We start from the raw sequence: 26,977 nt of genomic DNA on the forward strand, positions 1-26,977 counted from the left end.
GGTGAAAATCCCTTTTCCTGTGGGTATACGTCCACGACCGGGAGGTGTGCTTGGTACGCGTCCTGTTCGTCTGCATGGGCAACATCTGCCGCTCGCCGATTGCCCAGGGGATCTTCGAGGAGATGGTGCGGCGGGAGGGGTTCGAGGGCGAGATCCTCGTGGACTCCGCCGGGGTCGGCCCCTGGCACGTCGGAGAGCCACCCGATCCGCGGGCGCAGGAGGCCGCCCTGCGGCGCGGGGTGGATATAAGCGGGCAGCGGGCGCGTCAGATCTCACCGGAGGACTGCGAGAGCTTCGACTATATCCTCACGATGGACGAGGAGAACTACCGGGCTGTCTCCTCGCTGTGCCCGGATGGGCGGGCCGGAGTCCGGCCCTTCCTGGACTTCGCCGATGTCCCGCAGGCGGAGGTGCCGGACCCGTACTACGGTGGCCCCGAGGGCTTCGAGCACGTCGCGCGCCTCCTCGAGGAGGCTGCCGGAGGACTGCTGGAGGAGATCCGCCGCAAGCACCTGGAGAGCAATGTCCGATAGGCTGCTCTCGGAAGGCGTGGAGGGGGCGCTGGGGGAGCGCCTGGTCTCCGCCCGGCCGCTGGGCGGGGGCTGCATCGGCGAGGTCTACAAAGTGGAGCTCTCCGACGGCACCCCGCTCGTGGCCAAGGTGGATAGGGAGGGCGGGGCCCAGCTGGAGTGCGAGGCGTACATGCTGCGCTATCTGCGCGAGCGGAGCAGCCTCCCGGTGCCGGAGGTGCTGCACTGCTCGGAGCATCTTTTGCTGATGGAGTTCGTGGAGGGGGAGAGCCGCTTCTCCCCGGCCGCAGAGCGCCACGCCGCCGGGCTTCTGGCGGCGCTGCACGACATCGGAGGGGCGGCCTACGGCCACGAGCGGGACACCCTGATCGGGAGCCTCCCCCAGCCGAATCCCTGGACGGAGAGCTGGGTGGACTTCTTCCGGGAACACAGGTTGCTGTACATGGCGCGGGTTGCCCGCGAGGCGGGGCAGCTCCCGGCGGAGGATGCGCGCCGGGTCGGGCGGCTCGCGGAGCGGTTAGATGATCTCATCGGCGCGCCGCAGTCTCCCGGCCTCATCCACGGGGACGTGTGGAGCGCCAACGTGCTGGCGAAAGGAGATCGCATAGCCGCCTTCCTTGACCCGGCCATCTATCACGCCGACCCCGAGGTGGAGCTCGCGTTCATCTCTCTCTTCGATTCCTTCGGGGAGGCGTTCTTCGAGCGGTACTCCGGGATCCGCCCCATAAAGGAAGGCTTCTTCGAAGTCCGACGCGACCTCTACAACCTCTACCCGTTGCTGGTGCACGTGTACTTCTTCGGCGGCGGGTACCTCGCCGCCGTCCGGCGCACCCTGGGTCGCTTCGGGGTCTAACGCCGCAGCAGAAACGCCGCGCCGCAGGCGAGCGTGAGCGCGTCCTCCGTGAGGGCCACCGGGAGGTCCGGGAGTCCGCCTCTGGCGGCGAGGCCGCGCAGGTGGTAGCCGGCGTTGGCGGCGGCCGCGGCCACCGCCGCTCCGAAGAGTGCCCCCGCCCATGTACGGTGTCCGATCTCCCGGAAGACGAGCCCCCCGGCCAGCGCCCCGGAGAGCATCCTGCCGGTGAGCGCGGGTGGGCTGGTGCGGGCCGGGACGGAGGGGAGTTTGTCTGCGACCAGCTCACCGGCCAGGGCGACGGAGAGCAGGGTGGCGGCCCCCGGGCTCCCGAGGAGCCGCAGCGGCAGGCTCCCCGGCATGGAGAGCCGCTTCCGGGAGGCCGCCCGGGAGAGGAAAAACGGGGCGGCGGAGGACCTCAGGCCGCCCGCCGCGGCGAGCAGCGCCGCGTCCGCGAGCGCGCCGTTCACGCCAGCGTGCTCCACACCTCGAGCTTGTTCTTCACGTGCCGGATCACCTCGTCGGTGAACTCCGTGGTGTGCGCCGAGCCGCCGAGGTCGGCGGTCTTCGTGCCGTCGAGGATCGTCTCGAAGGTGGCCTCGTAGATCGCGCGGGAGACGCGGCTCGCGTGTTCGGAGCCGACGAAGGTCAGAAGCGCCGCACCGGCCAGGATCATCGCCATCGGGTTGGCGATGTTCTTGCCTTCGAGGGCAGGGGCCGTACCGTGCGGGGCCTCGGACATCACGATCTCCGGGTTCTCGTCGTCGTCGAGCGAGATCAGGAGCGATTCAGCCCCGGCTATCGAGCCGAACATCTGCAGCACCAGATCCGAGAGGCAGTCGCCGTCGCGGTTGAGGGCAGGGATCACCATCGGCTCTCCGTAGCTGGAGAGCAGCAGGGCGTAGGTGGCGTCGATGAGCTGCGGCTCGTAGCGGACGTCACGGTTCTTCTCGGCCGCCCGGTCGAGCTCCTCTTTGAACATCCCCTCGTAGACCGGCGAGACGGTCCACTTCGGCCCGCCGAAGACCTTGGCGTGCATCCTCCTGGCCTGGATGAAGGCGAACTCGGCCACCCCCCGGCAGACCTTGCGGCTTATCCGCTCGGTGCGGTAGGCCACCTCCTCGAGCCCCTCACCCTCCCGGCGCTCCTCGGCCCCGTAGGCGTCGTCCACCGCCATCCGGACCACCGAGATGGGGGCGTGGACGCCCGGCAGCGGGTTGACGCCGGGGATGCGCCGGCCGGTGCGTACGATCACCGTCCCGTTTATATCCTTGCGCAGGATGGCGTTCGGAGAACCCACGTCCCCCGCTCCCTCGGGCGTTATCGTCGCGGCCTTCATGCCCAGCCCCGCCCTCTTCATGGCCTCCGCGGCCTCGTGCACCACCCCGTTCTTCGTCCTGCGCCGGTTCTCGAGGGACAGATCGAAGCGCAAAAACTCGAGGTCCAGCCGCGTGACCGAAGGGTCGAGTACCCGTAGCGCCTCCTCGAGCAGCTCCTGCCCCGTCTGATCTCCTTCCATCACGACTATCGCTCTTCTCTCGCTCATCTCTCACCTCTCAGATACCAGCTTCGCTCTTTTGGTGTGAGTATAAGGGCTCGCCGGTGGCCTTACCTCCGTGAGCATCCGGTGTTGCTTCCTGGTAAAGTAATTCCGTAGTACGACAGAACGATCGGGAAGGAGCGTCATGGCAGAGGGTAGCAGCGGGTTGCCGGAGGGTGTGGAGTTCACCGCGCCCGTTCCGCGGGAGTACGAGAGCGTGCTCACGCCGGAGGCGGTCTCCTTCGTCGCAAAGCTCGCCCGGGAGTTCACCGGCCGGGTCCACGAGCTTCTCAGGGAGAGGCAGGAGCGCCAGGAGAGGATAAACGCCGGGGAGATGCCGGATTTCCTCCCGGAGACCAGGCACATCCGCGAGGGGGACTGGAAGATAGCGCCGGTTCCGGAGGATCTGCAGGATCGGCGGGTCGAGATAACCGGTCCTCCGGACCGCAAGATGCTCATAAACGCGCTCAACTCCGGCGCCTCGACCTACATGACCGACCTCGAGGACGCCAACTGCCCGACCTGGCACAACATGATCGAGAGCCAGTACAACATCCGGGATGCGATAAACCGCACCATCACCTACGACGACCCCAACACAGGCCGTCACTACGAGCTGGGTGAAGAGCTGGCGACGCTGCTGGTGCGGCCGCGCGGCTGGCACCTCTTCGAGAAGCACATGCTCGTCGACGGCAGGCAGGTGCCGGCCGGGATCTTCGACTTCGGGCTCTACCTCTTCCACAACCACAGGGCGCTGCTGGAGGATCTGGGCACGGGGCCGTATTTCTACCTGCCCAAGTTCGAGAGCCACCACGACGCCAGGCTCTGGAACGACGTCTTCCTGATGGCGCAGGACGAGCTCGGAATCCCGCGCGGCACGATCAAGGCGACCGTGCTCATCGAGACGATCCTCGCCACCTTCGAGATGCACGAGATCCTCTACGAGCTCAGGGAGCACGCCGCGGGCCTGAACTGCGGCCGCTGGGACTACATCTTCAGCTACATCAAGAAGTTCCGCGAGCACGACATGCTCCTGCCCGACCGGGCCCAGGTGACGATGACCGTGCCCTTCATGCGCGCCTACACCCAGCTCACGATCCAGACCTGCCACAGGCGCGGGGCGCATGCGATCGGGGGGATGGCGGCCCAGATCCCGGTGAAGGGCGACCCGGAGCAGAACGAGCGGGCCTTCGCCGCGGTGCGCGCAGACAAGGAGCGTGAGGCGAAGGATGGGCACGACGGTACATGGGTGGCGCATCCGGGGCTCGTGCAGACTGCGAAAGAGGTCTTCGACCGCTACATGCCCCAGCCCAACCAGATCGAGACCAAAAAACGCGAGGACGTGCAGGTGAGTGCCGCCGACCTGCTGGAGAAGCCGGAGGGCACGATCACCGAGGGGGGCTTCCGCAACAACGTGAGCGTCGGGCTGCAGTACCTCGGGGCCTGGCTCGCCGGACGCGGGGCGGTCCCGGTCTTCAACCTCATGGAGGATACCGCGACCGCCGAGATCTCGCGGGCGCAGGTCTGGCAGTGGATCCACCACCCCAAGGGCGTCCTCGAGGATGGCACAGAGGTGACCAGAGAGCTCTTCCACCGGGTCGTCGAGGAGGAGCTCACCAAGATCAGGGACGACATCTACGGTCCCGAGCGCTTCGAGCGCGACTTCGAGTTCGGAAAGGCCCGGGAGCTCTTCGAGCGGATCTCGACCCAGGACGACTTCGTCGAGTTCCTCACCCTCCCCGGCTACGAATACCTGGAGTAGGGTCTCGAAGGAGGGACCCATCCCCGGGGACGGGTCCCTCCCCAAGATAAATCGCCGGGGAGGTGATCCAGAAGTGTCCTGCGGCGGTACAATGAGGTATGATACCCGTAGAGAGCGTGAGAGAGGAAAGGATGCGCTTCGATGTTCGCGGGGCTTGAACAACCTACACATCTGCTGATCCTCCTCGTCATCCTGCTGCTCATCTTCGGCGGCCGGAAGATCCCCGAGCTGGCCAAGGGCCTCGGGCAGGGGGTGAGAGAGTTCAGGCAGGGCATGAACTCCGCCGAGAGTGAGGACGAGGAGAAGGAGAAGCCCAAGGCGGTGCGGGCGGCCGAGGAGGGCGTGAAGGCTGCGCGTGAGGAGCTCAGAGATGAGCGCGAGGAAGAATCCGGTGGGCGCCCGCGCGATCCCGAACACTCCGAGAAACGCTAGCCCCACCTGAAGAACTAAGAAGGATTCAGAGCGCGAAAGTCCCCCGACTCTGATACACTGACCGGCGGCCCGGGAACCTATCGCGGGTCGCCGGTTTTTCGTTGTCATATCCTGGTGTGGAGTCCCGGAGGAGAGCCATCTCTGTTACGCGGGGGAGCTTTGATCGGTAAGAGGCTACGTCGACTTCGGATCGATCTCGGGGGCAGAGGTAGACGGGGCGCGTATCCTGCGTCCTTCGAGGTGTGGGTCGTGATCGCGGCGATCGTGGCCGCAGCCGTCGATGTTTTCCTGCGGGGGGGCGCCGGGCCGGTCTCCATGGTCCGATTCGCCGCTGCCGGGGTGCTGTTCTCGGTGCCCGGGGCGCTGCTGACCCGCTGGTGCCTGCGGGAGGCCTTCGGCGGGGCGGCGGCCGTTCCCGTTGCTTTCTGCATCAGCTCTGGGCTCTTCGCCCTCATAGGTGTCCCCATGCTCATCACCCACCAGACGATAGGTTTTTACGTAGCCTGTTGCGCTCTTCTGGTAGCCGCGTTCCTCGCCGCCGCGCTTTTGAGGGTGCTGCGGGGCGTGAGGGAGACTTCGCCGGGGGATGGAGGGTCTCGCATCAGCGTCCTCTGGTTTCCGTACCTCGTGCTGGGGTGCGGGCTGGCGTACGTATCGACGCTCAAGGTGCCGCAGCTCAACGATGACATCTGGAACTACCTGGGCTACGTCCGGGAGCATCTGAGCGGCGGTCCTCTGGGACTCTACGACCCATACTTTGGGCGGAAGCTCGACGTCCTCTCCCGGGTGAAGATAAACGGCTGGCTGCTGGAACAGGCCGGTCTGGCATGGATTTCGGGGGACGATCCCATCGTCATGGTGCTCAAATATCTGGCACCCTGTCTGATTCTGGTGGCCCTGCTCGCCTTCTATGGCTTGGCACGCAACCTGTTCGGCAGCTCCTCCGCGGCGTTGTTCGCCAGCTGCCTGTACATGCTCTTCTTCGCCTCTCACCTGGGGGCATCTCAGCTCACCTACGGGGGCGAGTTCATCGCCCGCATCGCAGAGGACAAGTTCGCGACCCGCTTCCTCTTTCTGCCCGTGGCGCTCAGCGCCGCCCTTGCCTTCGTCGAGAGCAGGAAGAGGCGGTATCTCGTCTTCTTCGGGTTCCTCTGCTGGGTCATGGTGGCGGTTCACCCGATAGGTCTCGCGATGCTCGGGTTGTGTATGGCCGGGTTCGGAGCCGCACACCTGCTCGGGAACCTCCGCAGCCGTTCCTCCTGGACCTCGGTGGTCATGCTGGGGGTGGCGACGGTGAGCGTGGTAGCGTTCCCGCTCATCTATCTGCCCCTCACCGGGCACTCACCCTGGTCGGTGGCGGTGTCGGCCGACATCAACGGGACGCCGCCGGAGGTTCTGAACAACATGGTCTTCCTCTGGGATGCGAAGAAAAGGATCCTGGTCGTCGGGAAAGACCTCTACATCATGCACCCGGCGCTCGCCCTCACCCCGGCGATTCTGGCCGGTTACGTAATAGGAGTGCCTTTTCTGCTCTGGAAGGTGCGCCGGGGGAGTGTTCCGGCGCAGATGATTCTGGGCGCGCTCGCGCTGCTCACCGTGGTGCTCTACGTGCCGTGGGTGGCGACCTTTTTCGTGGACTACATCATCGGGCCGGGTCAGCTCTACCGGCTGGCCTGGCCGGTGCCGCTCCTGGCCTTCCTGGCCATGGGCTGGGCGCTCTGGGATCTGATGGGCCGGGTGCAGAGCGTGCTCTCGAGGGTGGAGAGCGTGCGTGGCTACCTGGGACTGATGCCGCTCGCCGTCGTGGTGGCGCTCACGCTCTGCCTCGCTCCGGCCTCGGTGGCCGGGGCGAAGGGCGTCTGGGCGACGAACCGGGTGCCGCTGAGCTGGGGGTTCGGCTATGATCCCGTCTTCCGCTGGATGCAACATAATATCCGTCACCGAAGCGTGATCATGGCTCCGGACCCGGAGAACATCGTGATACCCGCCTACTCGGACAGGCTCAACGTGGTGAGCCTGAGAGGTTATCCGATCATCAGCCATCTCGATGGCCTGCGCCGCCTGACGCACGGCAGGATACGCGTCCCGCGACGCGACTGGGACGACTACGACTTCTACCACGGCACCACCGTGGCGCATGCCATGGCGATCCTGCGCCGCTACGGCGTAGACTACGTCCTGGTTTACTCCGGCTCCGGCCTCGACGGTCAGCTCTCGCGGATGAAGGGGTTCACGAGAGTAAGTACGCCGAGCGAACGCTACACGCTCTACCGGGTCGACCTCGACGAGATCGACTCCGGAAGCCGGCAGGAAGGGTTCGGCCGCTCTTCCTGACTTACTCCCGCGTCAGGAACTCTTCTACCTCGCGGTTGAAGGCCTCCGCGCGTTCGTCGTGTGGCATCAACGCGGCATCGCGGAAGAAACGCGGTTCGGAGCGCGGGTTGCGCAGCAGGAAATCGTGAATGAGTCCTGCCGGGAGCGCCCGTGCCTCCTGCCCCCAGCAGATGAGGATGCGCTGCCTCAACCTGGGGAAGTACGGCCCTGCGTCCTGGTTGAGCCGGCCGGAGATAAAGGCCGCCGCAGCATACCTCGCCCCCCGCCGGTGGCTCGCCGCGTAGTAGCTCTCCACTACCTCCGGGCTCACGAGTTCCGGGTCGTGATAGACGCTCCTGCCGAGGTAGAAGCGCAGCGCCCGGCGGCTGGTCAGGGCGTGGTATACGCCTTCCCCGACCACCGGGAGAGTGAGCCAGGCTTCGATCGAGCGCCCGAGCCTCCCCGATGGCCGCGCGAGCGCGGCGTAGCCGGTGGGGCAGACGAACACGAGCCTGCCGAAGAGGCGCGGGCTCCTCACCGCCGCGGGCATAATGAGCGCGCACGAGAGGGAGCTCGCGACGAGATGGGCCGGACGTCCGATCACCTCCCGCACGAAGTCTTCTAGCTGTGCGGTGAAGTCTTCGGGTGTGTACCGGCGTCGGGGTTTGTCTGAGCGACCGTAACCGAGGAAATCCGGGGCGTAGACCCTGAACCGGCGCGCGAGCGGGAACATATTGCGGCGGAACTCGAAGGATGAAGCACCCACCTGCGGGCTGTGGACGAGCACGAGAGGAGGGGCATCCTCCTCACCCGCCACGGAATACACCACCTTGCCTTCCCGCCAGTGGTAGATGCGCTCCTCCCCAACGGTGTGGGCGGCCGCGTCTTCCCCCGCGTTCCTGAGCCTGTGGTTGATCATCTTGATCCCTCCCGCCATCAGCCCGGCTGCCAGCAGCATTCTACTTCTCATCTCACACGGACCTCCCGGAGTCTTCTAACTATCATCTTGCGAAAGCTTAGCGTGCAAGAGGGGGTAAGGCGTCGGTCGGGATCCTTTCACCCGGCTCCTCAGCCCCCGACCTCGAGTTTCGGGCAGCCGGTTCGGGATTGCGCTTCAGTCTGCAGGGATGCCGGGGAAACGGGTGGTACTCATTTTCCATGATGTCGGGACAGCCCGTGTGGCGGAGAGGATCAACCGGGTGTTGCGTGCCCGTTATCCCTCCTCCAGGAAAGGTCGTGGTGCCCAGCGTCGTGGATCTCGGCCTGGGGTCCCTTGCGTCTACTGGACAGCCGTGAACTTCGCTCTGCGAGGGGCGTCCTCTGCACTGCCTCCCGGCGCCGACCCCTCAGAGTACTTGATCATGCTGCCCGACTGGGATGTGATGGTGAGCCAGCGCTACGGCGTCAGGAGAGCAGCCCGCCTGGCGACCGTGGCAGTGGTGGATGCCGGCTCACACCTCGCGGGCATCTCTCAGAGAGAGTATCCCGTCTCAGCCACCCTCGACTTCTTCCGGAGAGAGGATCAGACGACAGAGCTCGAAGGCCCCCCCGCGACGTAGATCGTCTCCCCGCTTATGTAGGAGGCCTCGTCGGAGACCAGGAAGGCCACCACGTTGGCTATGTCCTCGACCCGGCCGAACCTGCGCAGCGGTATGCTCCTCGCGAAGCGCTCCTTCATCTCCTCCATCGTCATGCCGACCCTCTCCGCCGCCGCCCGGGTCATCTCTGTCTCGATCCAGCCGGGCGCAACCGCGTTGACGTTGATGTTGAACCGTCCCAGCTCCAGCGCCAGCGTGCGTGTCAGGCCCTGCAGGCCGGCCTTCGCCGCCGAGTAGTTCGCCTGACCCCGGTTCCCGAGCGCCACGACCGATGAGGTCATCACGATCTTGCCGTACTCCTGCTCGACCATGTACTTCTGCGCAGCCTTCGAGCACAGAAAACTGCCCTTGAGGTGGATGTCGAGCACGGTGTCCCAGTCCTCCTCGCTCATCTTGAACGAGAGGTTGTCCCGGATCACACCTGCGTTGTTCACCAGGATGTCCACCGTCCCGAACCTCTCGGCCACCTTCTCGAAGGCTTCTTCGACCTGATCTGCGCGCGATACGTCACACGCCACCGCCATCGCCTCCGAGCCGAGCTTCTCGATCTCCTCCACCGTCTCCTGGCACGCTTCGGCCGAAAGGTCGAAGACCGCCACCTTCGCACCATCTTTGGCAAGGCGCTTGGCCTCGGCCGCCCCTATCCCGCGCGCAGCACCGGTGACGACCGCAACACGACCCTCCAGGTTTCCCACGAAGATCACCTCTTCTATCGAGCCTGCATCAGACGGGTACCAGACCGCCCAGACGGTCAGGTGCCTCTGAATAAATTATATACGTGCGGAAAATATATACCGCAAGAAGATATGACCAAAAGGGTCATATGTAGCGAGGGGTCGGCGGGAGCCGGCGGGATCTACATGTAGATCCCGCCGTTTATGTTGAGGGTCTGGCCGGTTATGTAGTCTCCGTCGACGATGAGGTATCGGACGGCGCGGGCGACCTCTTCGGGTTTCCCGACGCGGCCGAGGGGTATGCGGGGGAGAATCTTCTCCTTCACCACGTTCTCCGGGACGCCGGCGAACATGTCGGTCTCTATGAAGCCCGGGCACACGGCGTTGACGGTGATGTTGTAGCGGGCGAGCTCGAGGGCCGCGGTCTTGGTGAAGCCGATGATGCCCGCCTTGGCGGCTGCGTAGTTCGCCTGCCCGAAGTTGCCCATCTGCCCGACGAAGGAGCTTATGTTTATGATCTTGCCGGAAGACTTCTCGATGAAGTGAGGAAGCGCCGCCTTGACCGTGTAGTAGCAGCTGTTGAGATCCACCTGGACGACCCTGTCCCACTCCTCGACGCTCAGCTTCTTCATCGTCTTGTCTATGTTGATGCCCGCGTTGTTGACCAGGATGTCTATCCCGCCGAAGGCTTCGAGCGACTCGGAGATGAGACGCGCCGCCTGCCCGGCCTCCGAGACGTCGGCCTGGATGGCCACCGCCTCCATCCCCTCCGACTTCAGCTTCTCGACCAGCTCCTCCGCAGGTCCCCGACTGCGCGAGTAGTTGACCACCACCCTCGCCCCACCGGACGCCAGCTCCTCCGCTATCGCCCTGCCGAGCCCCCTCCCCGCCCCGGTCACTACCGCTACCGATCCCCTGAGCTCGCTCACCTCCACAACCCCTTTCTCTCTCCGCCGTGTAGCCAGTCTAACAGCCGGGTAAAATCTGATTCAAAATATGTGAGCGGCATATATATGGACCATGGAAGCTCACCTCCATAAATCACACCAACCACGATCCATGAAAGTGCGCCCACATGCTTGACATTTCTGAATATATGTGTAAACTGCACACAGCATGGAAGAGAGGAAGATGAACGAGCGAGAGGAGCGAAGAGGACCGGATCCGAGGAAGGCTGAGGCGAGGCCGCGCAACTGGCTGGTACCCGTGATCCTGCTTTCGCTGCGGGACTGGAACTCCTACGGGTACGAGCTTATGGAGCGGGCGGCGAAGTTCGGGTTCGAGGCGATGAACCCGGGCACCCTGTACCGGACGCTGAGGCAGATGGAGAAGGACGGGATCGTCAAGTCCACCTGGGAGACTTCGGAGGGGGGGCCGGCGCGGAGGATGTATTCGATCACGGACGCCGGCAGGGCCTATCTGGATTTCTGGGCGAAGTCTCTCGAGCAGTACCAGAAGACGATGGACACCTTCTTCAGGATATACACGGGCCAGCCGATGCGTTCCGAGGAGGAAGACGAAGAAGAGGGTCGCGGGGGTAGAGAACGTTGAGTAGCACCACGGACGGGCGTAGAGAGAAGAAAGGAGCTTGAAAAGATGGCGAACAGGAACAGGACGAATGAGGCTGCTCAGAAGCTGGCCGAGGGGATACGTGACTCCTACCAGGCCATGCTCGATCATGCCGTCGGCATCCAGGAACGGAACGTGCGCTTCATGCAGGGGATGGTCGACGACGCGATAAAGGAGCTCCGCTACCAGGCCGAGAGCAACCGGGCCTTCACCCAGGAGCTCGCGGAGCGTGCCGAGCGTCAGCGCGAGGCTTTCCAGCAGCTCGTCGAGGAGGGAGTGGAGGCCTATCTGGACCTCCTGTATGCACCCTTCACCTACTACCGGGAGGGGCTCGAGGCCGTCAGCCGGGTGGCCAGGTAGGCTGGCGCCAAGGGGGCATTTCTGCGGGGGCCGGGTCGCAAGCCCCGGCCCCCGTTAGTATGTTATGCTGCATGAGGAGGAGAGAGGCAAAGGAGGTCTTCCATGGACGACCGCCAGATGCGGGAGCAGATGGAGAAGGTCAACGCGGCTGCCGAGAAGTTCGCCGAGGCGATAATGGAGTCGTACAAGACGGTCTCCGGGCGCTCCATAGAGGCTCAGGAAAGGGGGGCGGAGCTGACGCGGAAGTTCTTCGAGAGCGTGATGCAGGAGCTGCAGAGTCAGGCCGAGGGCACCCGTTCGACCACGGAGGCGCTGCTGGAACAGTCCCAGAGGCAGCGCGAAGCTCTGCAGGAGCTTTCGCAGGAATCCATAAGCGCGTACATGAACTTCCTCAACTCGATGTTCTCCTACTACCAGAACGCGTTCGAGGACATGCAGCGGCGCAGCGGGCGCTAGGGTGTATCCTTCCTGAAAAGGAGTGAGAGCAGAGGAGGAGCCGCCTTGAGCTTTGGGAACAACGGAACGGAGATAGTGGTCTCCACCCCCCTGAGGACGGCGATCGGGACGTTCGGCGGGGCCCTCAAGGACGTGCCGGCGACCGAGCTTGGGGCCACGGTGGCCCGGGAGGTCATCTCCCGCTCGGGCGTGGAGGGGGAACGGGTGGATCAGGTAATCATCGGCAACATCCTCTCGGCGGGGCAGGGGATGAACCCGGGGCGGCAGGTCGGGATCAAAGCCGGCCTCCCGGTGAGCGTGCCCGGCATGACGCTCAACCGGATGTGCGGATCCGGTCTGCAGGCGATCGTCTCTGCGGCGCAGGAGGTGGCGCTCGGAGACGCGGAGGTGGTGCTCGCCGGCGGGATCGAGAGCATGGACCAGGCACCGTTTTTGCTCCCGAAGGCCCGCTACGGCTACCGGATGGGGATGCCGGGCGGGGAGATCCTGGACCACATGGTCTACGATGGGCTGTGGGACGTCTTCAACGACTACCACATGGGCATGACCGCCGAGAACGTGGCCGAGAAGTACGGCGTCTCGCGCGAGGACCAGGACGCCTACGCGGCGCGCAGTCACCAGCGGGCGGCCCGGGCGATTCAGGAGGGATACTTCGAAGATCAGATCGTGCCGGTCGAGGTGAAGCAGAAGCGTGAGACGGTGCGGTTCACCACCGACGAGCACGTCCGTCCGAACGCGAGCGTCGAGAGCCTCGCCCGGCTCAAGCCGGTCTTCAAACGTGACGGGGGCACCGTTACGGCGGGCAACGCGAGCGGCATCAACGACGGGGCTGCGATGATGCTGGTTACCACCAGTGCCAAGGCGGAGGAGCTTGGCCTGCCGGTGGCGGGGAGGCTCGTCTCGGCTGCCGTTGCGGGCGTGGACCCGGCGCTGATGGGGACTGGCATGATCCCGGCTTCCCGGATGGCCCTCAAGAAGGCCGGACTGTCGGTCGAGGACATGGATATCGTCGAGGCGAACGAGGCCTTCGCCTCTATCGCGGTCACCGTCGGCCGTGAGCTCGGGGTTCCGGAGGAGAGGTTGAACCCCCTAGGGGGCGCCGTTGCCCTGGGACACCCGATAGGCGCCACCGGGGCGATCCTCACCGTCAAGATCCTGCACGAGCTCAGACGTAGTGGGGGCCGTTACGGGCTGGTGACGCTTTGCATCGGCGGTGGGATGGGTATCGCGGCGGTCTTCGAGCGCATCTCTTAGGGCTCCTGCGTGGGGGGCTGATCCTGCGCGTTTTGTCCCTGGCAGACAGGGGAGATCGGATAGGGAGGCTGGCGGAGGAATTCCTCCGCCAGCCTCCCGTCGTACGGGTCGCTGGAGTGGCCGCGGCCCTCATCGGTGTCCTGGGGCTGTTCGAGAGCCTGACCAACCTCTTCGTGCAGCTCTACGGCCCCTACCAGCAGCTCTATGGCCTGTACGACCTGCCGTACTTCGTCGCTGAGCCGGTGCGAAGCTTCATGACGCCGCTCGCTCTGTCCGGGGTCTGCGCCCTGGTAAACCGGGGGAGAGGCCGCGTGGCTGCGCTCTCCGGCCTCGTGCTGTCCCTCCTCACCTGCATCGTGCCCCCCGCCTACATCCTGCGCGAGTGGCTCCACTACAGGGACCAGGTCCTGTGGCTCGGCCTTCTGGACGGTAGGGTAAGGACCATGTTTTACCTCTGGTTCTGGGGCCCGCCGGTCGCGGCCATCCTCGCGGGGCTGGCTGCACTGAACGCCCGCAGGAGCCTGGGCCCGGCGCGGCTGGTCCTGCTTCCGGCGGGAGCGGTGAGCTTGCCTTTCGTCAGCCTACTGCTCTTCCGCTGGTACCTCGACGATTCCTCCGGACCCGGCGGCCAGGGACCATGGTCCCAGGTAGTACTCAGCTCGCCCTCCATACTCGCCGCCCTTTGCTGGCTCTGCTTCGGGGCCGCGCTCTACGGTGCATTGCCTCGCGAGAGGAGGTGCCTCCAGGCGGAACGCCGGAGAAAGGAGGAGGCAAACCTCCGCCGGGCCCGGCAGTTCTACGAGCGGGCGTTCGCCCTCAAAGACCTCTCCGTCCTCGACGACATACTCGATCCCGAAGTCTCCGACGAGGTACACCGTCTCAAGGGCCGACGAAACTTCGAACGGAGCATCCTCGACCTCCACGCGAGCTTCCCGGACCTCCACGTCTCCATAGAGGAGCAGAGCGCCCACGATGATACGGTCGATACCCATCTGCTGTTCTCCGGAACCGACCGCGGCGGGGTCCTCTGGTACCCGCCTACCGGCCGCAGCGCATCCTTCAGGGCCTCCTTCCAGGACCATTTCAGGGACGGCAGGCTCGTCCGGCACGCAGGCTGGGTGGATATGCAGAACCTGCGCCATCAGCTCGGCCTCCCCGAGACCTGAGCCTCCTCCCACGTCCCGTGCTTGATCTCCACCTCTGCCGGTGTTAGCCTTTCCATATCTTAGGCGAACGTTCGCCTAAACCGGGTGGGGTGTGGAAGGAGGGATGTGGTATGAGCGGAGAGGGTCGGTCTTTCCTTGGGCGGTCCGTCAGCAGGCGTACGTTTCTGGGCGGGGCTGCTGTTACGGCGATTGGGCTCGCGGCGAGCTCGTGCGGGCCTGCGGCGGCCGGAGGTGGGGGGCGGGCGCGGAGCATCGACTACTGGAACCTGTTCGGGGGTGGGGACGGGGTCCGGATGGTACAGATGGAGAACCAGTTCAGGAGGAGCCATCCGGGGACAAAGCTCAACGCGGTGACGCTTTCGTGGGGCAACCCCTACTACACCAAGCTCTCGATGGCGATAGCCGGGGGGAGTCCCCCGGACGTTGCGGTCATGCACCTTGCCAAGATAGGGGCATACGCCCCGGCCGGGCTTCTGGAGGAGCTTCGTCCGGAGGAGCTCTCGCGGTACGGGATCGGGCCGGAGAAGTTCCTGCCGCAGGTTCTCGATTTCGCGAAGTACGACGGCAGGATCTACGCGGTCCCGCTCGACACCCACCCCTTCGTCCAGTACTACAACCGGGACATCTGCAGGAAGGCGGGGGTCCTCGATCCGGGTGGCAGCCTGGTGCCGATGGACAGCCCGGGACGGGTCATGAAGGTGCTCGAGAGGGTCAAGAAGGTCACCGGACAGTGGGGGGTCTCCTTCTATCCCAACGACTCGGCGGGGCCGTGGCGGCTCTTTCTCACGCTCTACGGGCAGATGAAGAAGGGGGCACCGATACTCTCGCACGATGCGAAGAGGGTGGTCATGGACGACGCGAAGGCCGAGCAGGCGCTCGGGTTCATGGCCGGGCTCGCGCTCAGGTACAGGGTGATGCCCATCAACATGGACTACGGAGGTTCGGTTGCGCTCTTCCAGAACGGTCAGGCCGGGCTCTACTGGAACGGGGAGTGGGAGGTGACGACCTTCCAGGCTGCGAAGATGAACTTCAACATGGTGCCCTTCCCGAAGGTCTACACCTACAAGGCGGCGCAGGCCGACCACCACTCGTTCATCATCCCGAAAGGGGTGGACCCGGCGCACAAGAGGACCGCGCTCGAGTTCATCAGCTTCATGCTCAAAGACAGCTACGTGTGGGCCCAGGGCGGCCACATCCCGGCCTACCAGCCCGTCGTGCAGAGCGAGAAGTACCGGCACCTCGAGCCGCAGAGCAACTACGCCGGGGTGGCGAAGTACGTCGTCACCGATCCGATCGCCTGGTTCAGCGGGTCGGGGTCGGACATGGAGGCGCACGCCTCGGGGATCTTCCAGGCGGTGATGGCCGGCAGGATGTCGCCCCGGCAGGGGGTCAGGCAGTTCCGGGCGTACCTGCAGCAAGAAGTCTCGCTGCCCAAACCGTACTGAGAAGGAGGAACGAGAAGGATGGAAGCAGGACAGGAGGTGGCGCGGGCCCCGGCGGTGCCGGTCGCCAAGACCGGGGGAGGGGGCCGGTGGCGCAGGAACCTGACCGGATGGGGGTTCATGCTGCCGTTCATGGCGGCGTACGCGCTGTTTCTCATCTGGCCGGTCATATTGATGTTCAAGTACAGCTTCACCAACAAGAGCCTGGTCGGGACCGGGGGCTCGCAGTTTCTGGGGTTTCAGAACTACGGGCGGATCTTCGGGGACCCGGCCTTCTGGCAGTCGCTGTGGCACACGGTGTGGTTCACCATACTCTCGACACCGCCCTTGGTGATCCTGGCGCTCGTCTTCGCGATGCTCACCAACCGGGTGGGGCGGGGGCAGGGGATCTTCCGGTTTTCGTTCTTCGCGCCGTTCGTGCTGCCGGTCTCGGTGGTGTGCCTCATCTGGATCTGGATGTACGAGCCCGGCTTCGGCCTCATCGACGGCGTCCTCGGCGGCATTCTGGGCAACGTCGCCTGGCTCGGGGACCCGAACGTCGCGATGATCTCGATAGTCATAACCACCATATGGTGGACTTTGGGGTTCAACTTCGTGCTGTATCTCGCGGGTTTGCAGGAGATACCGCGCGAGCTGTACGATGCGGCGGCGGTCGACGGGGCGGGTGCCTGGGCGCAGGCGCGTTGGATCACGCTGCCCCTGCTCAAGCGGACCACACTGCTGGTGCTCGCGCTGCAGATACTCGCCTCGCTCAAGATCTTCGACCAGGTCTACATAATGACCTACGGGGGGCCGAACTTCACCACCCGGCCCATAATAGAGTACTTCTACGACCAGGGCTTCACCGCCTACCAGATCGGCTACGCCTCGGCCGTCTCGGTGGTCTACTTCGTGATCATCCTGGCCGCCTCGGTGGCCTGGTTCCTGTTCAGCCGCAGAAGGGAGGAGACCGTCTGATGGAAGCGGAAGCACCGCGGGGTCTGGCCCGCGTACCGCAAAAGGGGCCCGTCCCAGGCCGGCGGGGCAGGGCGGGGACGATCGTCACCTACGCAGTTCTCTCCGTGCTCGCCGCGGCGTGGCTGTTACCGCTCGCCTGGGCGGTGGACACCGCGCTCAAGCCCGAGAGCGAGACGACGAAGACCCCGATCACCTGGGCGTCTTCGCACTTCAACCTGAACGCCTTCAGGCAGGTGATAGAAGCCGGGGATATCCTGCGCTGGTACGCCAACAGCGCGCTCGTCTCGATAGTCGTCACGGTCTTCGTCGTGCTGCTGGCGAGCCTCGCCGCCTACGCGCTCTCGCGCATCCCCTTCCGCGGCCGGACGGTGCTCTTCTGGGTCGTGCTCGCCGGGCTGATGATCCCGCCGCAGGTCTTGATCGTGCCGCTGTTCTCGGAGATGCAGGCGGTCGGGTTCGTCAACACCTACCAGGGGATCATCCTGCCGCAGCTCCCCTCGGCGCTCGCCGTCTTCATCCTCAAGGTGTTCTTCGACGGTATCCCGCGCGAGCTGGAGGAGAGCGCGCTCGTCGACGGGGCGAGCCGGCTCAGGATCTACTGGCAGATCTGGATGCCGCTCGCCAGACCCGCGCTCGCGGCGGTCGCGATCTTCACGTTCGTCGGCTCGTGGAACTACTTCATCTGGCCCCTGATCGTGGTGACGAGCACTGACATGATGACGATCCCGCTCGGGCTCTCCACCGTGCAGAGCGCCTTCGGCATCCACTACGCCCAGATCATGGCCTCCGCCGTCCTGGGCGGTCTGCCGCTGCTCGTCGCGTTCATCTTCTTCCAGCGTCAGATCGTCGAAGGCATAGCGAACACCGGGCTCAAAGGCTAGAGGGAGTACGGTTGCCTGGCGTATCTCTACGGGACGTGGCCGCGCTCGCGGGGGTGAGCTTTCAGACCGCGAGCAAGGTCTTGAACGGCAAGGGTACGGTCTCGAAGCAGACCGAGGAGAGAATACTCGAGGCGGCGAGAGAGCTCGGGTACGTGCCGAACGCCCTCGCGCGCAACCTGGTCACGCAGAGCACCTCGACGATCGGGATCTTGGCGAGCAACCTGAGCGACTACGTGCTGGCGCAGTTCGTCGTCGGTGCCGAGCGGGAGGCGCGCAAAATGGGTCGGGGTGTGCTCATCTGCAGCCTGGACGAGGAGGGCTCCGACGCCGCCCGCTGCCTGCGGATGCTCGTCGAGCACCGGGTCGGGGGTATCCTCGCCGCCGCTCCGCAGCTCGAGGAAGACGAGGAGGTCGGCAGGATGCTGCGCGAATGGGAGATCCCGGCGGTGAGCATCCACCACGTCCCCGGCGGAGGGGTCTCGCTCGTGGGCTCCGATCATGCCAGGACCGCCTATCTGGCTACCGGACACCTCATCGACCACGGACACCGCAGGATTGCCACCGTCGCCGGCTCCCCGGGGCGTCGGGTGACGAAGGCGCGACTCAAGGGGTATGAGCGGGCGCTCGAGGAGGCGGGGATCACCCCGGACCCGTCGCTGGTCGAGTTTGGAGACTGGGAACCCGAGGGCGGATACCGGGCCGCACTCCGGCTGCTCGAGCGTGCACCGGATGTGACCGCGATCTTCGTCCAGAGCGACCTGATGGCCTTCGGCGTGCTGCATGCGCTCTACGATCGGGGGCTGTCCGTCCCCGGAGATTGCGCCCTCTTGGGCTGCGACGACATCCCGATGGCCGCGCACGCCCTGCCCCCGCTCACGACCGTGCGCGTACCCTTCTACGAGACGGGCGGGGCGGCGGTCAGGCTGCTTCTGGAGGAGGCCGCAGAGAGAAACGGCCGGCGCGAGCAGCGAATCCTGCTCCCGGTGGAGCTGGTGCGCCGGCGCACGTGCGGGTGTGAGACCGTCACCGACTGAAAGGAGCGTTCTCTTTTGGCGCAGATCAAGATAGACCTCGACCGCAGGCTGGGTGAGCTGGACCGCCGGATCTTCGGCGGGTTCATCGAGCACCTGGGGCGCTGCATCTACGGCGGCGTCTTCGACGAGGGCTCGCCCCTGAGCGACGAGCGGGGCTACCGTACCGACGTGATCGAAGCGCTCGCGCCCCTGCGCATGCCCACCCTGCGCTGGCCGGGGGGCAACTTCGTCTCCGGTTACCACTGGACCGACGGGATCGGCCCGCGTGAGAAGCGCCCCAACAGGATGGAGCTGGCCTGGCACGCCGAGGAGCCCAACCGCTTCGGGACCGACGAGTTCATCGAGTACTGCCGCACTTTAGGGACCGAGCCCTACATCTGCGTGAACATGGGGACGGGCACGATGGACGAGGCGGCCGCATGGGTCGAGTACTGCAACGGTACCGGCGACACCTACTGGGCGAACCTGCGGCGCGCGTACGGCCACGAGGAACCGTACAACGTCCGCTACTGGGGGCTCGGCAACGAGATGTACGGCGAGTGGCAGATAGGCGCGCTCTCGGCCGAGGACTACGTGAAGCGGGCGCGCGAGTTCGCCAAGGTCATGAAGCGGGTCGACCCGGAGATAGAGCTCGTGAGCTGCGGTCTGAACGGCTGGAGCGAGTGGGACCGCATCGTGATAGACGGACTGGTGAGCCAGGTAAACTACCACAGCGTCCACCTCTACACCGGCAGCGACGACCACTGGTCGAACGTCCTCGCCCCGCACCAGGCCGAGCGGGCGCTCACGACCGCCCGCGCCCTCATAGAGCGGGCCCGCTACGAGCAGGGCGTCGAGCACCCGGTGTACGTCGCCTACGACGAGTGGAACGTCTGGTTCCGGGAGCGGGCCGAGGACAGCGGGCTCGAGGAGCGCTACACCCTCTCCGACGCGCTCGCCGTCGCGACCTACCTCAACGTCTTCGCCCGCCACTGCGAGACGGTCAAGATCGCGAACCTCGCCCAGATGGTGAACGTCATAGCCCCGATCTTCACGAACGAGAACGGGCTCTTCCTGCAGACGATCTACCACCCCCTGCGACTCTACGCCGAAAACCTGGGCGGAGCCGTGCTCGACGTTCACCTGGAGTGCGAGACCTACGACCTTGCGGGCCGCGAGTCCTCGCCCTGGCCGCATCGGGTCGCCGACCGCGGGCCCTTCAGGGTTCTCGACGCCGCCGCGACCCTCGACCCGTCCTCGGGTGATCTCGTCCTCGCCGTCGTGAACCGCGACCCCGACAGGAGCGTCGAGGCCTCGGTGCGCCTCGCCGACGGGAGCTTCGGAGGGAACGCCACGGCCCGGGAGGTGACGGGGGATGACCCCGGGGCGACGAACGACTTCGGCCGCGAGCGGGTCGGCGTGACCGAGAGGAGCGTCAAGGCGAGGGGCGGCGCCTTCGAGCACGAGTTCCCGGCCTGCTCGGTGAGCGTACTGCGGGTGCCGGTGGGGAGGTAGACGAAACGAAGGGCGGGGACCGCGCGGCCCCCGCCCTCCAGGTGCTCTCATTCCCCGATCTACGCCGGATCTGAGTGGTCGGCGAGCCACCCCCTCACCTTCGGCCAGAGGGTCTTCTTGGCGTTGCGCCCGGTGAGGAGCCCGACGTGCCCGGCGTCGAGCACGTAGAACTCCTTGTCCCGGCTCGAGACGAGGTCCATGATCGCCTCGGCCTGCGGGACGGTGCAGATGTGGTCTTTCTTGCCCGCGATGCTCAGGAGCGGCACGTCGATGCGGGAGAGGTCGACCCGTCGGCCGCGCAGCGAGATCTCACCCTTCACCAGCCTGTTCTGCTGGTAGAACTCGTGGATCCACTGCCTGAAGGCCTCGCCCGGGAACGGGGGGCCGTCGTTGACCCACTTGTTCATCGCGAGCCAGGTCTCCATCGACTTGTCCTCGAAGATGCGCTGCCACATGTTGACGTAGGTGCCGACGTAGTTGGTTATGGGCTTCATCATCCGGTTGCCGGTGTCGATCATCTCACCGGGGATGTTCCCGAAGGCGTCGGCGAGGAGGTCTGCGTCGAGGTACCTCTCGTCGGTGAAGAGCGCGTAGAGACCGAGGTTCTCTTTGCTGAAGTCTATCGGGGCGGTCAGCAGCAGCAGGTTCTTGAGCGTCTCCGGAAAGAGCGCGGCGTACATCGCGCTCATCGTGCCGCCCATGCAGTACCCGAAGAGGGTGAAATCCTCCGTCCCGGCGTTGCGCATGACCTTCCTCGCCGCGCGCGGGATGTAGTCGAGGACGTAGTCCTCGAAGGTCATCTCGGCGTCCTCGTCGCCCGGGGTGCCCCAGTCGATCATGTACACGTCGAAGCCCTCGTTCGAGAGGTACTCGACGAGGCTGTTGCCCGGGATGAGGTCGAGGACGTAGGGGCGGTTTATGAGCGCGTAGACGATCATGACCGGCGTGCGGTACTTATTATCGGCCCCGGTCTGATAGTGGTAGAGCTTCGCCTTGTTCTTGGTCCAGATCGTCTCCTTGGGGGTGCGGCCGGTATCCGCCCTGGCACCCTCCAGCGCGATGCTCGCCCCCTCGCCGTACTTGCGCAGAAACTCCTGCGGGCTGGAGGGTATGGCGCTTCTCTGGTCGCTCACCTTCTACCTCTCCCCTTTCTGGCGTACGTCTTCGACCGTGATCTGACCGTCCGCCCCCGTCCCTTCTACCTCGCTGAGGTCGATCCCGAGCTCCTCGGCCTTGCGCCGGGCGGCGGCGGTGGCCTTTATCTCCTTACCGCCCGAGCCGTTCCGGGGCTCCTCCGTGCGGGATTCGCCCACGGAGGCGAGCAGACGGTCGAGCTTGGCCTCGAGCCGGTCGATGCGTTCCTCGAGCGAGCGCACCTCCCCGGCGGTGGCGGGCTCGGCGTAGCCGTACTCGAACTCCTCGAAGGCCTCCTCGATCCGGTCTACCTTGTCCTCCAGCGCGACGACGAGCCCGGCCACCCGCGCCACGTCGGAGCGGGTCGGGATCTGCAACGTGCGCAGATACTCCTCGGATGCCTTGCGGAAGATCCTGTAGAACCTGGCGTAGTTCTGCAGGAACTGGCTGGAGGGTCCGAGAACCTCCTCCTTCTCTATCGCCTCCTGCACGAACTCGGAGAGCGGTCCGCTCACGGCGTTGTACCACTGCACCGCGAAGCGCAGCGGATCGGTGGGGAGCCCCCCCTCGGCCTGCCGCAACATGTTCTCCCGGGCCTTCTCCATCACCTCGGCCCACCGCGGCGCCAGGCTCATCATGCTCATCCACGACTCGGCGGCCTCCTGCCAGGAGCGCATCGCGGCCTCGAACCACCGCTGCATCTGCTGCGGATCGGTCGTCGCCTCGACCGCCCGCGCCGCCGTCTCGGCCATCTCGGCCCCGTCGGAAGGCCCCCACGCGAGGTTCTCCCTCACCTTCTCCATGCTCTCGAACCACTGCCGGTAGAGACCCCACGGATCCGCATAGGGCTCCCTGCCCCCCGAGAGCATCTCAGACCACGCCTTGGTCCCGGTCTCGTACCACTTCATCCAGAGCTCCGCCGGGTCCGGCGCCGACCGGTCCCTTTTCTCCTCAGCCAACTGAAACAACCCTCCTGATGCGAGGATGCAACTGCAGAAACATTATACTATGCGGAGAATTTATGTGCAGTTGGCATATATGATGGCATCAGCTCCATCTGCGGCGGACGTCGTCGGCGAAGGCGGAGTATTCGCGGACGGGGAGGATTTCGGCTATCTCGAGGTAGTGTGCCATGGGCAGGCCGGCCATGATGATCTGGTCGAGTTCGTCGTGGGATTCGACGTCGAGGATGCCGAGGACGCGGCGCTGGCCGGAGACCTTGTAGAGGGCGACGACCTTTCCGGCGTCGACGGCACCTTTCGCGGCGTCGGCTTCTCTCTCCCACAGCTCCCAGAGCTGCTCCAGCGAGAGCTCCTTGGGGTTGACCCGGAAGTCCACGAAGACCAGCATGGCGGTTTCTCCTCTCTTTCCCTGTGGTGGGTCGTAATTTTCCTTCTCAGCGGGTGGATTGTCAATCGGTGCGAATGGTTTCGCGGCGGGGGTTGTGCGCTGGTAAGATGATCACCCAGGAGTAGATGAGGGAGAGGAGGTTCTCGCAGGATGACTGATCGAGGTGGTGGCACGTCTTCCGGCAACGAGACCGTCTTTACGATGGAGGCCACGCCGCTGAAGTACGGGCCCGGCGCGGCCGAAGAGGTCGGCTGGGAAGTGAAGCGTCTGGGGATGAGCCGGGTGATGCTCGTCTCCGACCCGGGGGTGGTGAAGGTCGGGATCACGGGGCGTATCCGGGAGCTGATCGAGGCGGAAGGCGTAGAGGTCGAGGTCTTCGACCGGGCGCACGTGGAGCCGACGGCGGCCTCCTTCCAGGAGGCGGCGGACTTCGCCGTCGAGGGAGACTTCGACGGGTTCGTGGCGGTCGGGGGCGGGACGAGCATCGACACCGCCAAGGTCGCCGACCTCGTCTCGACGCACCCGGCTCCGATCATGGACTACGTCAACCCGCCGGTGGGCGGGGGCAGGAAGCCGCCCTCGCCGCTCAAACCGCTGCTGGCGGTCCCGACGACGGCCGGCACCGGGGCGGAGGCGACCACGGTGGCCGTCCTGGACATCCCGGAGCAGAAGGTCAAGACCGGCATCTCGCACCAGTACCTGCGTCCGGCGCGCGGGGTGGTGGATCCGCTCCTGACGATGAGCCTGCCGTCGGAGGTCACCTCTTCGTGCGGGCTCGACGTGGTCTGCCATGCCGCCGAGTCGTATCTATCCAGGCCCTACGACGCCCGGCCGAAGCCCAAGAGCCCCGACGACCGGCCGCCGTACCAGGGGGCGAACCCGATCGCGGACATGTGGTCCGCCAAGGCGCTCGAGTACGGCGGGAAGTACCTCAGGCGCGCCGTCGAGAACGGCGAGGACGTCGAGGCCCGCGGGGCCATGATGCTCGGGGCGTCGCTCGCCGGCGTCGGGTTCGGTTCCGCCGGGGTGCACATCCCGCACGCCTGCGCGTATCCCATAGCCGGGCTCAAGCACACCTACCGGCCGCCGGGCTACGAGGTCGACCACCCGTTCGTCCCGCACGGCTGGTCGGTGATCGTCACCGCCCCGGCCTCCTTCCGGTTCACCTACCCGGCCGCCCCCGAGCGGCACCGCTACGTCGCGGAGCTCCTCGCCGGCCGTCCGATAGAGAAGGCCGACGAGAACACGCTGCCCGAGATCCTCATCCAGTTGATGCAGGACGTGGGGGCGCCAAGCGGCGTGCGCGAGCTCGGCTACACCGAGGAGGACATCCCGGAGCTGGTCGAGGGGGCCATGAAGCAGCAGCGGCTGCTCGTCGGCTCGCCGCGCGAGGTCACCGAAGAGGATCTCGCGAACATCATCCGCGAGTCGATGGAGAACTGGTAAGGGAAGGTTTTCGGGGCCGGTGCCCCACGGAAAGGAGGAGAGATGGCGGACGATCTCAGGCTGTACTTCTTCGAGTGCGGGAGCCTCAAGACGCAGGTGCAGTACATAAAGATGAACCAGGGGCTCGGCGATCCCTACGAGATCCCGGTGCCCTTCTTCCTCATCACCCATCCCCGGGGGAACGTCCTCTTCGACGGCGGCAACGCGCTTGAGGTGGCCCGCGACGCCCGGGCGCACTGGGGCGTGGTCGTGGACGCCTACCAGCCGGTGATGAGCGAGGACGACTTCGTGGTGAACCAGCTCCAGCGACTGGACATCGACCCGGCATCGGTGCGCTACGTCGTGCAGTCTCATTTGCACCTCGACCACTCCGGCGCGATAGGCCACTTCCCGAACGCCGAGTACGTCGTGCAGCGGCGGGAGCTTGAGTACGCCTACACCCCCGACTGGTTCCAGAAGACCGCCTACATCCGTCCGGACTTCGACAAAGACGTCAGGTGGCTCTTCCTCGACGGTCCGAACGACGACGGCTACGACCTCTTCGGGGACGGCACGATAAAGACGCTCTTCACACCGGGGCACGCGCCGGGGCACACCTCGCTCATCGTCACCCTCGAGGGCGAGGGCCCGATGATGCTCACCGCCGACGCCTGCTACACGATGGACCACTACGAGGAGAAGGCGCTGCCCGGTCTGATCCACTCGGCCGCCGACGTGGCCTACTCGGTGCGCAAGATACACCGTGAGGTGGACCGGCTCGGGGCGACCGTCGTGACGGGGCACGACCCGGACGCCTGGCCCAAGTTCAGGAAGGCGCCGGAGTACTACTCCTGATTGCCTCCGCGGGTCATCCTGCCCCTCAGCACGACATCACCAGCCGGGCGTCCACCGTCTCTGACGGTGATGACGACGGCGTCGTAGTTTAGGGTTCGAGAGGGGACGTTGAGCCAGACCACGGTCCTGCCGGGGCCGGCCTCGAAGGTGCCCGCGCTCGTGCGCCCGTCCTTCGAGACGAGCCACGCCTGGTAGACCCGCCAGCCGGAGCCCGGGTCCCCCAGATGGTACAGCCGGAGCTCCATACGGCGGTTGCCCCGGTCTGCCGGGTAGAGCTTCGCCACGCCCCAGTAGCCCCGGTGCGCGAGCGTCGCACGGTAGGCGGAGACCGGCTCGAGGCGCACGACCGCCACCGGGGTGGAGGAACCGCGCTGGGCCAGAAGCAGCCATCCGAGCGCCGCGATCGCGAGCACGAGTACGGCCGGGAGGACGAGCCACCTCCGGGAGACGAACCCCCGGCGCGGTGTATCCCCCGTCGCTCGCGAGATCGTCCGGGCCCTGAGGTCCGGTGGGGGGTCGGGGTAAGCCGGGAGCGAACGGAGCACGCCGACGGTCTCTCCGAGCTCCTCGAGCTCCCTGCGGCAGCGGGGGCAGCCGGAGACGTGTCGCATGACCTCCTCTCGCTCTTCACGATCGAGGCCCCCCACGGCGAGTGCCCCGAGGTTCCTGCGGGCTTCTTCACAGCCCATCTCTAGAGCACCTCCCGCGAGATGCCGGCCAGGCCGAGCCCGGCCCGCAGTTTCCTGAGCGCCCTGAGGGTGCGGCTCTTGACGGTGCCGAGCGGAAGCCCGGTTCTCTCCGAGATCTCACGCTGGGTGAGGCCTTCGAAGTAGGCGAGCCTGAGCACCTCGCGGTGCGGTTCGTCCAGCTCCTCGAGCGCCACGAGCACCCTCCATGTGAGCCAGGAGTCGTCGACTATCTCCTGGGGGCCTGAAGAGGTGTCACGCACCTCGGAGATGTCCTCTCCGGCGGCCGTGGCCGGGCTGCGGGACTGCCTGCGGTACATGTCCGCTGCCACGCTGCGGGTGATGCGGTAGAGCCAGGTGGAGAAACTCGAGCGCGAGGGATCGAACGTCCCGGCCGAACGCCACACCTTGAGGAAGACCTCCTGCACCAGCTCCTCGGCCGACTGGCCGCTGCCGAGCAGCTTGATCCCCGAACCGTAGACCGTGCGGCCGTAACGGTCGTAGAGCGTCGAGAGAGCCTCGCCGGGTGATTCCCCGGATGTCAGACGTCGCACCAGCTCTTCGTCGGTCTGGTCGCTCCGTCTGCTGGGGTGGCGCAACGCCACACCGGCCTTCTACCTGGCGGTGGCGCGTCGGGAGCCCGCCCGGCGGTTGGTCAGGAGCGGGGCCAGGAGTTTGCTCTTCCTGAAGAGACGCCCGTCCACCGAGAGCGACTTCGCCGCCGGGCTCAGCAGCACGAAGAGCGAGAGCAGCGCCATGATCAGGTCGATCGTAAAAAACTGCGGGGGAGCGAGGCCTTCCCCGAACCCGAGGCCACCCTGAGAGACGATGAGCATCCCGCTGAACGCGATGCTCCAGAGCGCAGCCAGGTTGGTCAGGAGGCCGAGGACGAGCAGCGCCCCGAAGACGAGCTCCCCCGCGCGGGTGAGGTTGGCGAAGAGCTCGGCGTTCGGGATGACGTGCTGGCGCATGAACTGCTGGAAGAAGAGAGGAGCCTGGGCCACGTAACCCCCGGAGCGCAGCGTGGCGGCGAACTGCTGCGGGAAGTGGGGGTTGGCCAGCTTCTCCGCCGCCCCATCGAGCCAGGTCGCCCCGATGAGCATCCTCACCCACGCCATCCCGTTCAACGGTCTACCTCCGCGTCGCCTGCGCGCCGTTACATTCAACCATCACCCCGACGCCGGGGCCACAACGTTATACGCGCCCCGACGATCC

The 26,977-nt window shown here is 65.8% G+C and carries 29 protein-coding genes; 18 read left to right on the top strand and 11 right to left on the bottom strand.

All coding sequences use genetic code 11. The features are described 5' to 3' along the window. The first annotated feature begins 50 nt into the window (after positions 1 to 50). Both PJB24_RS01065 and PJB24_RS01070 read left to right on the top strand, forming a co-directional pair. A complete protein-coding gene (locus tag PJB24_RS01065) occupies positions 51 to 533 on the top strand; it encodes a low molecular weight protein-tyrosine-phosphatase (RefSeq protein ID WP_420541854.1) in 483 nt (160 codons plus the stop codon). Further along, positions 523 to 1,383: a fructosamine kinase family protein gene (locus tag PJB24_RS01070; protein WP_273841744.1), complete on the top strand. Its 861-nt coding sequence runs from the start codon at positions 523 to 525 to the stop codon at positions 1,381 to 1,383. Before PJB24_RS01065 ends, PJB24_RS01070 begins: the two co-directional genes overlap by 11 nt. Here the strand turns inward: PJB24_RS01070 and PJB24_RS01075 are convergent. Together PJB24_RS01075 and PJB24_RS01080 are read right to left on the bottom strand one after the other, a co-directional pair. Then, positions 1,380 to 1,865 carry a DUF4126 family protein gene (locus tag PJB24_RS01075; RefSeq protein ID WP_273841746.1) on the bottom strand — a complete coding sequence of 162 codons (486 nt, stop codon included), beginning with the start codon at positions 1,863 to 1,865 and terminating at the stop codon, positions 1,380 to 1,382. The two genes, PJB24_RS01070 and PJB24_RS01075, sit on opposite strands and share 4 nt — an antisense overlap. Further along, positions 1,847 to 2,926 (bottom strand): isocitrate/isopropylmalate family dehydrogenase, encoded by a 1,080-nt coding sequence (locus tag PJB24_RS01080; RefSeq protein ID WP_273841748.1) that lies wholly within the window; start codon positions 2,924 to 2,926, stop codon positions 1,847 to 1,849. Before PJB24_RS01080 ends, PJB24_RS01075 begins: the two co-directional genes overlap by 19 nt. A gap of 139 nt (positions 2,927 to 3,065) precedes the next feature. Between PJB24_RS01080 and aceB the strand changes: the two genes are divergently transcribed. The 3 genes from aceB to PJB24_RS01095 all read left to right on the top strand — a co-directional run bounded on the left by aceB (position 3,066) and on the right by PJB24_RS01095 (position 7,448). After that, on the top strand, positions 3,066 to 4,682 hold the full coding sequence (aceB, locus tag PJB24_RS01085) for a malate synthase A (RefSeq protein WP_273841749.1): 1,617 nt from the start codon (positions 3,066 to 3,068) through the stop codon (positions 4,680 to 4,682). Between the two features lie 141 nt (positions 4,683 to 4,823). Then, entirely contained in the window at positions 4,824 to 5,114 is a 291-nt protein-coding gene (locus tag PJB24_RS01090; RefSeq protein ID WP_273841751.1) for a Sec-independent protein translocase subunit TatA/TatB, read from the top strand. A gap of 159 nt (positions 5,115 to 5,273) precedes the next feature. Next, positions 5,274 to 7,448, top strand: coding sequence for a DUF6077 domain-containing protein (locus PJB24_RS01095; protein WP_273841753.1), 2,175 nt, complete (start codon positions 5,274 to 5,276; stop codon positions 7,446 to 7,448). A gap of 1 nt (position 7,449) precedes the next feature. Here PJB24_RS01095 and PJB24_RS01100 read toward each other — a convergent pair whose 3' ends face one another. After that, positions 7,450 to 8,397: an alpha/beta fold hydrolase gene (locus PJB24_RS01100; protein WP_273841754.1), complete on the bottom strand. Its 948-nt coding sequence runs from the start codon at positions 8,395 to 8,397 to the stop codon at positions 7,450 to 7,452. Positions 8,398 to 8,782: 385 nt separating this feature from the next. On the opposite strand from PJB24_RS01100, the gene PJB24_RS01105 reads away from it, so the two are divergent. Next, a complete protein-coding gene (locus tag PJB24_RS01105; protein ID WP_273841756.1) occupies positions 8,783 to 8,986 on the top strand; it encodes a hypothetical protein in 204 nt (67 codons plus the stop codon). On the opposite strand, the gene PJB24_RS01110 is transcribed toward PJB24_RS01105, so the two are convergent. Together PJB24_RS01110 and PJB24_RS01115 are read right to left on the bottom strand one after the other, a co-directional pair. Beyond that, positions 8,950 to 9,720 (bottom strand): beta-ketoacyl-ACP reductase, encoded by a 771-nt coding sequence (locus PJB24_RS01110; protein WP_273841758.1) that lies wholly within the window; start codon positions 9,718 to 9,720, stop codon positions 8,950 to 8,952. The two genes, PJB24_RS01105 and PJB24_RS01110, sit on opposite strands and share 37 nt — an antisense overlap. 161 nt (positions 9,721 to 9,881) lie before the next feature. After that, on the bottom strand, positions 9,882 to 10,628 hold the full coding sequence (locus PJB24_RS01115) for a 3-oxoacyl-ACP reductase family protein (RefSeq protein ID WP_273841760.1): 747 nt from the start codon (positions 10,626 to 10,628) through the stop codon (positions 9,882 to 9,884). 202 nt (positions 10,629 to 10,830) lie between these two features. On the opposite strand from PJB24_RS01115, the gene phaQ reads away from it, so the two are divergent. From phaQ to PJB24_RS01165, 10 genes are all read left to right on the top strand, one after another. Beyond that, positions 10,831 to 11,250: a poly-beta-hydroxybutyrate-responsive repressor gene (phaQ, locus tag PJB24_RS01120; protein WP_273841762.1), complete on the top strand. Its 420-nt coding sequence runs from the start codon at positions 10,831 to 10,833 to the stop codon at positions 11,248 to 11,250. Positions 11,251 to 11,295: 45 nt separating this feature from the next. Continuing rightward, positions 11,296 to 11,628: a hypothetical protein gene (locus tag PJB24_RS01125; RefSeq protein WP_273841763.1), complete on the top strand. Its 333-nt coding sequence runs from the start codon at positions 11,296 to 11,298 to the stop codon at positions 11,626 to 11,628. A 102-nt stretch (positions 11,629 to 11,730) separates the two neighbouring features. After that, positions 11,731 to 12,084 carry a hypothetical protein gene (locus PJB24_RS01130; RefSeq protein WP_273841765.1) on the top strand — a complete coding sequence of 118 codons (354 nt, stop codon included), beginning with the start codon at positions 11,731 to 11,733 and terminating at the stop codon, positions 12,082 to 12,084. A 45-nt stretch (positions 12,085 to 12,129) separates the two neighbouring features. After that, positions 12,130 to 13,338, top strand: coding sequence for a thiolase family protein (locus tag PJB24_RS01135; RefSeq protein ID WP_273841767.1), 1,209 nt, complete (start codon positions 12,130 to 12,132; stop codon positions 13,336 to 13,338). A 32-nt stretch (positions 13,339 to 13,370) separates the two neighbouring features. Then, entirely contained in the window at positions 13,371 to 14,504 is a 1,134-nt protein-coding gene (locus tag PJB24_RS01140) for an ester cyclase (RefSeq protein WP_273841769.1), read from the top strand. Between the two features lie 110 nt (positions 14,505 to 14,614). After that, positions 14,615 to 15,949, top strand: coding sequence for an extracellular solute-binding protein (locus tag PJB24_RS01145; RefSeq protein WP_273841772.1), 1,335 nt, complete (start codon positions 14,615 to 14,617; stop codon positions 15,947 to 15,949). An 18-nt stretch (positions 15,950 to 15,967) separates the two neighbouring features. Then, positions 15,968 to 16,903 (top strand): carbohydrate ABC transporter permease, encoded by a 936-nt coding sequence (locus PJB24_RS01150; protein ID WP_273841774.1) that lies wholly within the window; start codon positions 15,968 to 15,970, stop codon positions 16,901 to 16,903. Then, entirely contained in the window at positions 16,903 to 17,784 is an 882-nt protein-coding gene (locus PJB24_RS01155; protein ID WP_273841776.1) for a carbohydrate ABC transporter permease, read from the top strand. Before PJB24_RS01150 ends, PJB24_RS01155 begins: the two co-directional genes overlap by 1 nt. A gap of 11 nt (positions 17,785 to 17,795) precedes the next feature. Next, positions 17,796 to 18,818 (top strand): LacI family DNA-binding transcriptional regulator, encoded by a 1,023-nt coding sequence (locus PJB24_RS01160; protein WP_273841778.1) that lies wholly within the window; start codon positions 17,796 to 17,798, stop codon positions 18,816 to 18,818. A gap of 15 nt (positions 18,819 to 18,833) precedes the next feature. Continuing rightward, positions 18,834 to 20,312 (top strand): alpha-N-arabinofuranosidase, encoded by a 1,479-nt coding sequence (locus PJB24_RS01165; protein ID WP_273841779.1) that lies wholly within the window; start codon positions 18,834 to 18,836, stop codon positions 20,310 to 20,312. Positions 20,313 to 20,371: 59 nt separating this feature from the next. On the opposite strand, the gene phaC is transcribed toward PJB24_RS01165, so the two are convergent. The 3 genes from phaC to PJB24_RS01180 form a co-directional block, all read right to left on the bottom strand. Next, entirely contained in the window at positions 20,372 to 21,445 is a 1,074-nt protein-coding gene (gene phaC, locus PJB24_RS01170; protein WP_273841781.1) for a class III poly(R)-hydroxyalkanoic acid synthase subunit PhaC, read from the bottom strand. A gap of 3 nt (positions 21,446 to 21,448) precedes the next feature. Continuing rightward, positions 21,449 to 22,405, bottom strand: a complete 957-nt coding sequence (locus PJB24_RS01175) for an E3 binding domain-containing protein (protein ID WP_273841783.1) — start codon at positions 22,403 to 22,405, stop codon at positions 21,449 to 21,451. 88 nt (positions 22,406 to 22,493) lie between these two features. After that, on the bottom strand, positions 22,494 to 22,796 hold the full coding sequence (locus tag PJB24_RS01180) for a muconolactone Delta-isomerase (protein WP_273841785.1): 303 nt from the start codon (positions 22,794 to 22,796) through the stop codon (positions 22,494 to 22,496). Positions 22,797 to 22,946: 150 nt separating this feature from the next. On the opposite strand from PJB24_RS01180, the gene PJB24_RS01185 reads away from it, so the two are divergent. Next, entirely contained in the window at positions 22,947 to 24,242 is a 1,296-nt protein-coding gene (locus PJB24_RS01185) for a hydroxyacid-oxoacid transhydrogenase (protein WP_273841787.1), read from the top strand. 42 nt (positions 24,243 to 24,284) lie between these two features. Next, positions 24,285 to 25,076, top strand: coding sequence for an AttM family quorum-quenching N-acyl homoserine lactonase (gene attM, locus PJB24_RS01190; protein WP_273841789.1), 792 nt, complete (start codon positions 24,285 to 24,287; stop codon positions 25,074 to 25,076). Here the strand turns inward: attM and PJB24_RS01195 are convergent. Genes PJB24_RS01195 through PJB24_RS01205 form a run of 3 tightly spaced genes read right to left on the bottom strand, consistent with a single transcriptional unit; the run spans position 25,067 to position 26,880 of the window. Next, complete coding sequence (locus tag PJB24_RS01195; protein WP_273841792.1) at positions 25,067 to 25,765, bottom strand: anti-sigma factor; 699 nt, start codon at positions 25,763 to 25,765, stop codon at positions 25,067 to 25,069. The genes attM and PJB24_RS01195 overlap by 10 nt on opposite strands. 2 nt (positions 25,766 to 25,767) lie before the next feature. Further along, positions 25,768 to 26,367 (bottom strand): RNA polymerase sigma factor, encoded by a 600-nt coding sequence (locus tag PJB24_RS01200; RefSeq protein WP_273841794.1) that lies wholly within the window; start codon positions 26,365 to 26,367, stop codon positions 25,768 to 25,770. 9 nt (positions 26,368 to 26,376) lie between these two features. Then, positions 26,377 to 26,880, bottom strand: coding sequence for a DoxX family membrane protein (locus PJB24_RS01205; RefSeq protein WP_273842040.1), 504 nt, complete (start codon positions 26,878 to 26,880; stop codon positions 26,377 to 26,379). Between the last annotated feature and the right edge of the window lie 97 nt (positions 26,881 to 26,977).

Origin of the sequence: Rubrobacter calidifluminis, assembly GCF_028617075.1 — a bacterium.
In the GTDB taxonomy this organism is placed as follows: domain Bacteria; phylum Actinomycetota; class Rubrobacteria; order Rubrobacterales; family Rubrobacteraceae; genus Rubrobacter_E; species Rubrobacter_E calidifluminis.

Excerpts from the sequence above, each read along its gene's own strand:
- attM (WP_273841789.1), top strand. The coding sequence starts at position 24,285 with ATGGCGGACGATCTCAGGCTGTACTTCTTCGAGTGCGGGAGCCTCAAG.
- PJB24_RS01100 (WP_273841754.1), bottom strand. The coding sequence starts at position 8,397 with ATGAGAAGTAGAATGCTGCTGGCAGCCGGGCTGATGGCGGGAGGGATC.
- PJB24_RS01090 (WP_273841751.1), top strand. The coding sequence starts at position 4,824 with ATGTTCGCGGGGCTTGAACAACCTACACATCTGCTGATCCTCCTCGTC.
- phaQ (WP_273841762.1), top strand. The coding sequence starts at position 10,831 with ATGAACGAGCGAGAGGAGCGAAGAGGACCGGATCCGAGGAAGGCTGAG.
- PJB24_RS01205 (WP_273842040.1), bottom strand. The coding sequence starts at position 26,880 with ATGGCGTGGGTGAGGATGCTCATCGGGGCGACCTGGCTCGATGGGGCG.
- PJB24_RS01150 (WP_273841774.1), top strand. The coding sequence starts at position 15,968 with ATGGAAGCAGGACAGGAGGTGGCGCGGGCCCCGGCGGTGCCGGTCGCC.
- PJB24_RS01180 (WP_273841785.1), bottom strand. The coding sequence starts at position 22,796 with ATGCTGGTCTTCGTGGACTTCCGGGTCAACCCCAAGGAGCTCTCGCTG.
- PJB24_RS01145 (WP_273841772.1), top strand. The coding sequence starts at position 14,615 with ATGAGCGGAGAGGGTCGGTCTTTCCTTGGGCGGTCCGTCAGCAGGCGT.
- aceB (WP_273841749.1), top strand. The coding sequence starts at position 3,066 with ATGGCAGAGGGTAGCAGCGGGTTGCCGGAGGGTGTGGAGTTCACCGCG.
- PJB24_RS01130 (WP_273841765.1), top strand. The coding sequence starts at position 11,731 with ATGGACGACCGCCAGATGCGGGAGCAGATGGAGAAGGTCAACGCGGCT.
- PJB24_RS01195 (WP_273841792.1), bottom strand. The coding sequence starts at position 25,765 with ATGGGCTGTGAAGAAGCCCGCAGGAACCTCGGGGCACTCGCCGTGGGG.
- PJB24_RS01155 (WP_273841776.1), top strand. The coding sequence starts at position 16,903 with ATGGAAGCGGAAGCACCGCGGGGTCTGGCCCGCGTACCGCAAAAGGGG.
- PJB24_RS01185 (WP_273841787.1), top strand. The coding sequence starts at position 22,947 with ATGACTGATCGAGGTGGTGGCACGTCTTCCGGCAACGAGACCGTCTTT.
- PJB24_RS01080 (WP_273841748.1), bottom strand. The coding sequence starts at position 2,926 with ATGAGCGAGAGAAGAGCGATAGTCGTGATGGAAGGAGATCAGACGGGG.
- PJB24_RS01125 (WP_273841763.1), top strand. The coding sequence starts at position 11,296 with ATGGCGAACAGGAACAGGACGAATGAGGCTGCTCAGAAGCTGGCCGAG.
- PJB24_RS01070 (WP_273841744.1), top strand. The coding sequence starts at position 523 with ATGTCCGATAGGCTGCTCTCGGAAGGCGTGGAGGGGGCGCTGGGGGAG.